The 7,333-nt window shown below is 68.1% G+C and carries 5 protein-coding genes; 1 reads left to right on the forward strand and 4 read right to left on the reverse strand.

What is annotated here, in order from left to right; translation table 11 throughout:
• The first annotated feature begins 76 nt into the window (after positions 1-76).
• Complete coding sequence (locus tag J1M43_RS16080; RefSeq protein WP_258185689.1) at positions 77-1,099, forward strand: LacI family DNA-binding transcriptional regulator; 1,023 nt, start codon at positions 77-79, stop codon at positions 1,097-1,099.
• 7 nt (positions 1,100-1,106) lie between these two features.
• Here J1M43_RS16080 and J1M43_RS16085 read toward each other — a convergent pair whose 3' ends face one another.
• The 4 genes from J1M43_RS16085 to J1M43_RS16100 form a co-directional block, all read right to left on the reverse strand.
• Positions 1,107-4,163, reverse strand: a complete 3,057-nt coding sequence (locus J1M43_RS16085) for a glycoside hydrolase family 2 TIM barrel-domain containing protein (protein WP_307823562.1) — start codon at positions 4,161-4,163, stop codon at positions 1,107-1,109.
• Complete coding sequence (locus tag J1M43_RS16090; protein WP_288969874.1) at positions 4,160-4,978, reverse strand: carbohydrate ABC transporter permease; 819 nt, start codon at positions 4,976-4,978, stop codon at positions 4,160-4,162. Before J1M43_RS16090 ends, J1M43_RS16085 begins: the two co-directional genes overlap by 4 nt.
• Positions 4,971-5,939, reverse strand: coding sequence for a carbohydrate ABC transporter permease (locus tag J1M43_RS16095; protein ID WP_290163963.1), 969 nt, complete (start codon positions 5,937-5,939; stop codon positions 4,971-4,973). The genes J1M43_RS16090 and J1M43_RS16095 overlap by 8 nt, the downstream gene beginning before the upstream one ends.
• A gap of 75 nt (positions 5,940-6,014) precedes the next feature.
• On the reverse strand, positions 6,015-7,333 hold a 1,319-nt coding region (locus tag J1M43_RS16100), incomplete at its 5' end, for an ABC transporter substrate-binding protein (protein WP_206477467.1).

The following is a 7,333-nucleotide window of genomic DNA, read 5'->3' on the forward strand; positions in this document are numbered from 1 at the left end:
GGGGCGCGACCGCGGATTGGTATCGTTCAGGGGGACGCCGGGAGGGTCAGTGGTGGAGCAGCCGGAGGACGCGCGCGTGTGGCGCGCGCCGTCGATCATCGACGTCGCACGTGAGGCCGGGGTCTCGGCGCAGACCGTCTCTCGCGTCGCCAACGGCATGGACATCGTGCGTCCGGTCACCCGCGACAAGGTGCTCGCGGCCATGGACCGGCTCGGCTACCGGCCGAACTCCGCCGCGCGCGCTCTGAAGACCGGCAGGTTCCGCACCCTCGGCGTGATCATGTCCGAGCTCTCCAGCTACGGCAACACCCGAACGCTGGAGGCGTTCGCCAGCGAGGCGTCCAAGGCCGGCTACTCGCTCGCGCTCACCCCGCTGTGGACCATCGCGCAGGCGGGCCTGACCGGCGCGCTCACCCGGATCGCCGACCAGGCGGTCGACGGGCTCATCGTGGTGCTCGAAGAGCATGAGCTGCTCAAGTCCGACCTGAAGCGCATCGCCAAGATCCCCACGGTCGTCGTCACCGCCGGCCGCTCGCATCCCTACGTCGCGATCGACACCGATCAGGCGCAGGGCGCCCGGCTGGCCACCGAGCACCTCCTTTCACTCGGGCACGAGACGGTCTGGCACGTCCGCGGACCCGAGCGCTCGCACGGCGCCAGGAACCGCGCGCAGGCTTGGGCCGACACGCTCCGCGAGCACGGCCGCGTGGTGCCCCCGGTCATGCCGGGTGACTGGAGCCCGGCATCCGGTTACGCGGCGGGGAAGCGACTGGCAGCCGACCCCGCGGTGACGGCGATCTTCGCGTCCAACGACGCGATGGCGCTGGGAGCCATGCGCGCACTGCACGAGGCCGGACGCGACGTGCCCGGCTCGGTCAGCGTCGTCGGCTTCGACGACATGGAGCTCTCCGCCGACTTCCGGCCGCCGCTGACCACGGTGCACCAGTACTTCGACCGTGTCGCCACCGCGGCGGTCGGCATGCTCATCGACCGGATCGAGCACCAGAAGCGCACCACCGCCGACCCGGTGCCCACCGAGCTGATCGTGCGGGCGAGCACCGCGCCGCCCCCGGGATCGGGGACGGCGCGGGTCGGCTGAGCCGGGCTCAGCGGTTCTGGATGCCGCGGAACGCGAACCGGAACTCGAGGTCTCCCGTCGGCAGCAGGTACCGGTCGAGCGGACGCGAACCCCAGGAGTCGTCTCCCGCCACCCCCCGGCGCATCAGCGCCGGGCGCACGATCGTGCGGTGGATCGGCGGCAGCTCGTGCGGATGCAGTGCGCTCTCGATCTCGGCCGGCGTCCAGCTCAGCGCCGAGAACTCCATGATCGGGTCTCCCTCGAAGCGCAGACCCGCGCCCCGGGCATCCGTGATCTCCGCCCAGCGCACGCCGGTGCGGTTGCCGGCCTCCTGCGGACGGATGTACGGGGTGAGCATGTCGGGGACGTGACGGTCGTAGACGCCCAGCCGGGCACCCTCCCGCCGGTCCACATAGCACTCCTCGGGACCGTCGCCGTACCAGCGCACCCGGTCGTAATCCGCGGGCATCGCCAGCATCGTCGCGAACTCGGGCATCTGCGGCAGCCCGTCGGGAACGTGCATCCGCTGGGTGACCTCCACCCGGCCCGAGCCGTCGACGAGATAACTGAGATCGCAGTGCGTCACGGGCGTCGTCGGCAGCTCGTAGCGGTAGCCGATGCGCACCCCGCCGTCGACCTGCTCGACCGAGATGTCGGCCGGCTCGTGAAACCCGCTGGCGCGGCCGTAACGGCTGGCGAGCAGCCACTGCCCCTCTTCGAACGGGCCGCCCCAGCCCCGCTCGTTCGCGGTCGGCGCATGCCAGAAGTTCGGGGTGACCGCGCCCGAGAGCAGCTCGCGGCCGCCCGTGCGCGTCTCGCCGAAGCGGTACGAGGTCAGCCCGTTGAAGATCCGCGAGAACGTCACGTGGAAGCCGGGCCCGTGCACGCCGATGCTCAGCGTGCCCTCGACCAGGCGCGGCGCGGGCGCCGCGACCTGCGCGGCCGGTGCCGTCGCGCCTGCGGCCGGCTCGCCGACCCTGAGCACGTGCTCGCCGAAGGCGACCTCGTGCCCGGCGGGTGCCCACGCCGTCTCGGTCCGCAGGTGCAGCGAGACGACGATCGCGTACTCGCCCGCCGCCGCGGGAATCGCGACCGGCAGCGGGTACACCGCCGACCCGCCCGGCGCGACGTCCGTGTCGACGACGCCGGCGGTCAGGATGCGGCCCTCCCGGGAGATCGAGACGCGCGTCTCGTATTCGGCCGACGAGGTCGACATCAGCCGGTTCGTCAGCGCGAACGACGACTCCGACACGTCGACGACGAAGCCCTGGTACAGCCGCTTCATCTCCTGCGCCTTCGGCGAGGGGGTGTGGTCGGCGAAGAAGATGCCGTTGCCGCTGAAGTCCTGATCGTGCGGCGCCTCGCCGTTGTCGCCGCCGTAGCCGAAGTACTCGCGGCCGTAGCGATCGCGCATGAGGATCGCCTGATCGGCGAAGTCCCAGATGAATCCGCCCTGGAACAGCTCGTCACGATACGCGAGCTCGATGTACTCGCCGACCCCGCCGAAGGAGTTGCCCATCGCGTGCGCGTACTCGCACACGATGAACGGCTTGTCGCGGTTGGTGCGCAGATAGTCCTCCACCGCCGCGGCGGGGGTGTACATCTGGCTCGCGATGTCGGTCGTCTCGGGGTACCTCGGGTCCCAGTGCACGCCCTCGTAGTGCACCGGGCGATCGTCGACCGACCGGAACCAGTCGGCCACATCGCGCAGCACCGTGCCGCCGAAGGACTCGTTGCCGCAGGACCAGATCACCACGCTGGCGTGGTTCTTGTCGCGCTCGAGCATGCTGCGGGCACGATCCAGCGCCGCCGGGCGCCATTCGTCGTGGTCGCCGGGCAGGGCGGTGTCGAGCGATTCGCCGTGCAGGCGGATGCGGCTCCACCGGGCGTGCGTCTCGAGGTTCATCTCGTCGATGACCATCAGGCCGTACTCGTCGGCGAGCGCGTAGAACGCCGAGTCGTTCGGGTAGTGGCTGGTGCGCACGGCGTTGACGTTGTGCGCCTTCAGCATCCGGATGTCGGACTCGGTGAGCTCTCGCGACGGCACCCGCCCGTTCAGGCCGAACTCGTGACGGTTGATGCCGTTGAAGACGACCCGGTCGCCGTTGAGCGACAGCACGCCGTTCTCGATGCCGAACCGGCGGATGCCGACTCGCTGCGGGACGACCTCGGTCAGCGCTCCGGCGGCGTCGCGCACCTCGATCACGAGGTCGTACAGGTGCGGATGCTCGGGGCTCCACAGCCGGGGCTCCTCCACCTGCACGACGAAGGCTCCGTCGGCATCCCGCGCGAGCTCGCCGACGCCCTCGATGCGGGCCGAGACGGCGCCGCCCGCCCCGTCGAGCTCCACGCGGACCCGCACCTGGGCGGATGCCAGGTCATCGGCGACCGCGGTGGTCACGCGGATGTCCTCGGCGTGCACCCCGGGGCGCCGGTACAGGGTGACGTCGCGGAAGATGCCCGAGAACCGGAAGAAGTCCTGGTCCTCGAGCCACGAGCCGGCGCTGTAGCTGAACACCTGCGCGGCGATGCGGTTCTCGCCCTCGACCAGCGCGTCGGTGAGATCGAACTCGGCGGGGGTGAAGCTGTCGGTGCTGTAGCCGATGTAGCGGCCGTTCACCCACAGCGCGATCGCGCTCTCCGCGCCGTGGAAGGTGACGCTGAGCCGCTCGCCCTCGGCGAGCGGGCAATCGAGCGCGAAGGTGCGCACATAGCATCCGATCGGGTTGTCGCGCTCGGGGACCTGCCCCGGCTCGATGTCCTCCTGGCCGTCCCATGCGTAGCCGACGTTGACGTACTGCGGTCGGTCGTAGCCCTCCAGCTGCAGGTGCGAAGGCACGCGGATGTCGTCCCACCCCGACACATCCCGCGACGGATCGGCGAAGTCGGGCAGCACCTGCCCCTGGTTGCGGGCGCAGAAGAACTTCCACAAGCCGTTCAGCGACTGCTCGAACGCGCTGACCCCCGATCGCGCCTCGTCGAGGTCGGCGAACCAGCGGTGGTCCGAGTGCGCCGGGCGGCGGTTCTCCGAGACGAAGGTCGGGTCGGCGATGCGGTCGATGGCGAAGACGGGATCGAATGTCACTTGATGGCTCCGGTGATGCCCTGTGCGAAGGCGCGCTGCAGGATGAGGAAGATGAGGATGGTCGGGAGGGATGTCAGCAGCACGGCGAGCATGAGCACGCCGTAGTCGGTGACGTATCCGGCCGTGAGGTTGGCGATGAGCATGGGCATCGTCTGCACCGCGTTGTCGAGCAGGATCACACGCGGCCAGAGGAAGTTGTTCCACGAGGCCATGAAGGTGATGACGGCCGCGGCGGCGAAAGTGGACTTCATCGTCGGCACGTAGATGCGCGCGAAGATGGAGAGCTCCTTCAGCCCGTCGATCCGGGCGGCCTCGATGACCTCATACGGGAACGAGCGCGACGCCTGCCGGAACAGCAGGATCAGCAGTGGCGTGGCGATCGAGGGGATGATCACCGCGAACAGCGAGTTGACCATGTCGAACTGCGCGAAGATGCGGAACAGCGGGATCATGATGGCCGCGAACGGGATCATCATCGCCAGCATGAGGATCGCCATCACGACGTCCTTGCCGCGGGAGTGGTAGATCTCGAAGCCGTAGCCCGCGATCGCGCAGACGATCAGCGACAGCACCGTCGTGCCGATGGCGATGAGGGACGAGCTGATCATGGCGGCGCCGAGATCCTGCTGCGTGGTCAGCGCCACCAGATTGTCGATGAAGTGGCCGCCCGGGGTCAGCCGGGATCCGAGGACCTCTCGGGTCGAGTTGGTCGATGAGACCAGCATGAAATACAGCGGGAAGACCGAGAACAGGGCGAACACGGTCAGGAACGCGTAGCCGGGCACGCGTCGCCAGGGAAAGCGTCGACTAGTCACGCTTGTCACCCACCTTCATCTGGATGAGAGCCAGCACCGCGACCATGATCAGGATCACGTACGAGATCGCGGAGGCGTAGCCGACGTTGGGGTTCTTCAGGAATGCGAGCTCGTAGAGGTAGTGCGACATCGACATCGAGTTGTATGACGGCCCGCCCTTGGTGAGCGCCCAGGACTCGTCGAACAGCTGCATCGTGCCGTTGATCGACATGATCGCGGTGAGCACGATCATCGGCCGCAGCTGCGGCACGGTCACGAACCAGAACGTCTTGAACGCTCCGGCGCCGTCGATTCGCGCGGCCTCGAGGGTGGAGTGGTCGACGTTCTGCAGCGCCGCCAGGAAGAAGATCATGTTGTAGCCGGTCCACCGCCACAGCAGGCCGATGATGATCACGAACCGCGCGGTCCACGGCTCGCCGAGCCAGTTGAGCGGGTCGTGCATGAGGCCGACCGCCATGAGGGCGTCGTTGACCAGTCCGTCCGTGGCGAACATGGTGCGGAAAACCAGCGAGTACGAGACCAGCGAGACGGCGCACGGCAGGAAGATCATCGTGCGCCAGAGGGCCTTGCCCCTCAGCTTCGGGTCGTTCAGCAGGTTGGCCAGCACCATCGCCAGGATCAGCATGATCGGCACCTGGACCACCAGGTAGAACACCGTGTTGAACATGGTGAGCTTGAAGATCTCGTCGTCGAGCAGCCGGGCGAAGTTCGACCACAGCGGCTCCGCCCAGTTCAGCCGTGATCCCCGGCCGGTCTGCAACGAGAGGACGAATGCCTGGATCATCGGCACGAAGCTCAGCAGCGTGATCAGGAGGGCTGCCGGCAGAAGGAACCCCCACCCGGTGAGGTTGCGTCGCCGTGCGGTGTTCAGCCACGGTCCGCGCGGGGTGAAGTCCGGCGGAGGGGTGCTCCGCCCCCGCCGGCGGGAGCCGTCGGAGGTCACGATCGCCTGGGTCGCCACGATGCGTACTCGCTTTCCATTGCTTCGGAACAGGACGCTCGGGCGGGGCGTCGTGCCCCGCCCGAGCGGAGAGGGTCAGTTCATCGCGAACTCGACGTTGGCCTGGGCCTCGTCGAGCGCATCCTCGATGCTGGTGCCGCCGATGACCTTGGTCATCGCCGCGCTGACCGCGTCACGACCTTCGAAGAAGTAGACGCCGGTGTTGCTGCTGGGCACCTCGGCGCCGAACTCGACGACCTTCTGGAAGATCGGCTGCCCGCTGAAGAACGCGCTCGGCTCGGCGTACACGCTGCTCTCGCCGGCGGGGATCCAGTTCGCGACCGCGCCGGCCTTCGGCAGGATCGTGTCGTAGAAGTCGGTCGATCCCGCGAAGGTGGATGCCAGGAAGTCGGCGGCGAGCGTCGCGTCGCCGGTGGAGCTGATCGCCCAGGACGAACCGCCGTTGGCCGAGTAGTTCGTGGCGTCGGGCACGCCGTCGAGCTTCGGCAGGTCGGTGACGGCCCACTTCCCCGCCTGGTCCTCAGCGGTCTGGATCGACCCGGCGATCCAGATGCCGTTGATGGTGCCGGCGACAGAGCCGTTGACGAAGCTGCTGATGTACTCGTCCCACGAGTTGACCTCGACGAACACGCCGGACTCGACCAGCTCGGTGTACACCTCGATGGCGTCGATCAGCACATCGTTGCCGGCGATCGTGGGCTGACCGTCCTTGTCGAACAGGCTCCCCCCGGCGGACTGCAGGATGATCGACAGCAGGTCGGACGAGCCGGCGATGCCGGAGAGCAGCGGCTTGCCGGTCTTGGCCAGCACGTCCTTGCCCTTCGTGATGAAGTCGTCCCAGGTGGTGCTGGTGAAGTCGTCGATGGTGTATCCGGCCTGCTCCAGCACGTCGGTGCGCAGGGCCGAGACCGCGGTGCCCGAGTCGAAGGGCACACCGTAGTTGACGTCGTCGATCGTGGAGTAGGCGGTGACGCTCTGGGGGAACTCCGAGAAGTCGATGTCGGCGTCGGCGTAGTCGCCGAACACGTCGGGATAGTTGATGACGTTCTTCTGGAACGCGCTGTTCTGCATGAGGAAGATGTCGGGCAGCTCGTCGAACTGCTGCGACTGGGCGATGGTGGTGAGCTTGGCCTGCAGGTCGTCCCAGGGCGTCTCCACGATCTTCAGCTCGAAGTCGGGGTGGTCCTTCTGGTAGACCTTCTCGGCCTCCTGCATCGCATAGATGTTGAAGGAGGGGTCCCAGGCCCAGACGGTCAGGGTGTTGCCGTCGCCGGAGCCCTCGGCGTCGCCACCGCTGCCGCATGCGGTCAGCGCGAACAGGGGAAGGATCGCCGCGGCGGCCATCGCCGCAGCCTTTGTCATGCGCTTCATCGAAGCATGTCCTCTCGGGGGGG

This window comes from Microbacterium sp. KRD172, assembly GCF_017168295.1.
In the GTDB taxonomy this organism is placed as follows: Bacteria; Actinomycetota; Actinomycetes; order Actinomycetales; family Microbacteriaceae; genus Microbacterium; species Microbacterium profundi.